Source organism: Erwinia sp. PsM31 (assembly GCF_030433775.1).
Classification (GTDB): Bacteria; Pseudomonadota; Gammaproteobacteria; order Enterobacterales; family Enterobacteriaceae; genus Erwinia; species Erwinia aeris.
Window position 1 is genome coordinate 1 of sequence record NZ_JARUWZ010000155.1, and the last position, 209, is coordinate 209.

Sequence of the window (209 nt, forward strand, 5' to 3'; positions counted from 1 at the left end):
GAATGGATAAGATCGAAGTCCGCGGTGCTCGCACCCACAATCTGAAAAATATTAACCTGATCATTCCACGCGATAAGCTGATCGTTGTCACCGGTCTCTCAGGTTCCGGGAAGTCATCGCTGGCGTTTGATACGCTCTATGCCGAAGGTCAGCGGCGCTATGTAGAGTCCCTCTCTGCTTACGCGCGCCAGTTTCTCTCGCTGATGGAG

Annotated in this window: 1 pseudogene; it reads left to right on the forward strand. The window is 53.1% G+C overall.

The features are described from left to right. Positions 1 to 2: 2 nt before the first annotated feature. A pseudogene (locus tag QCD69_RS22800) lies at positions 3 to 209 on the forward strand (excinuclease ABC subunit A); the annotation flags it as partial.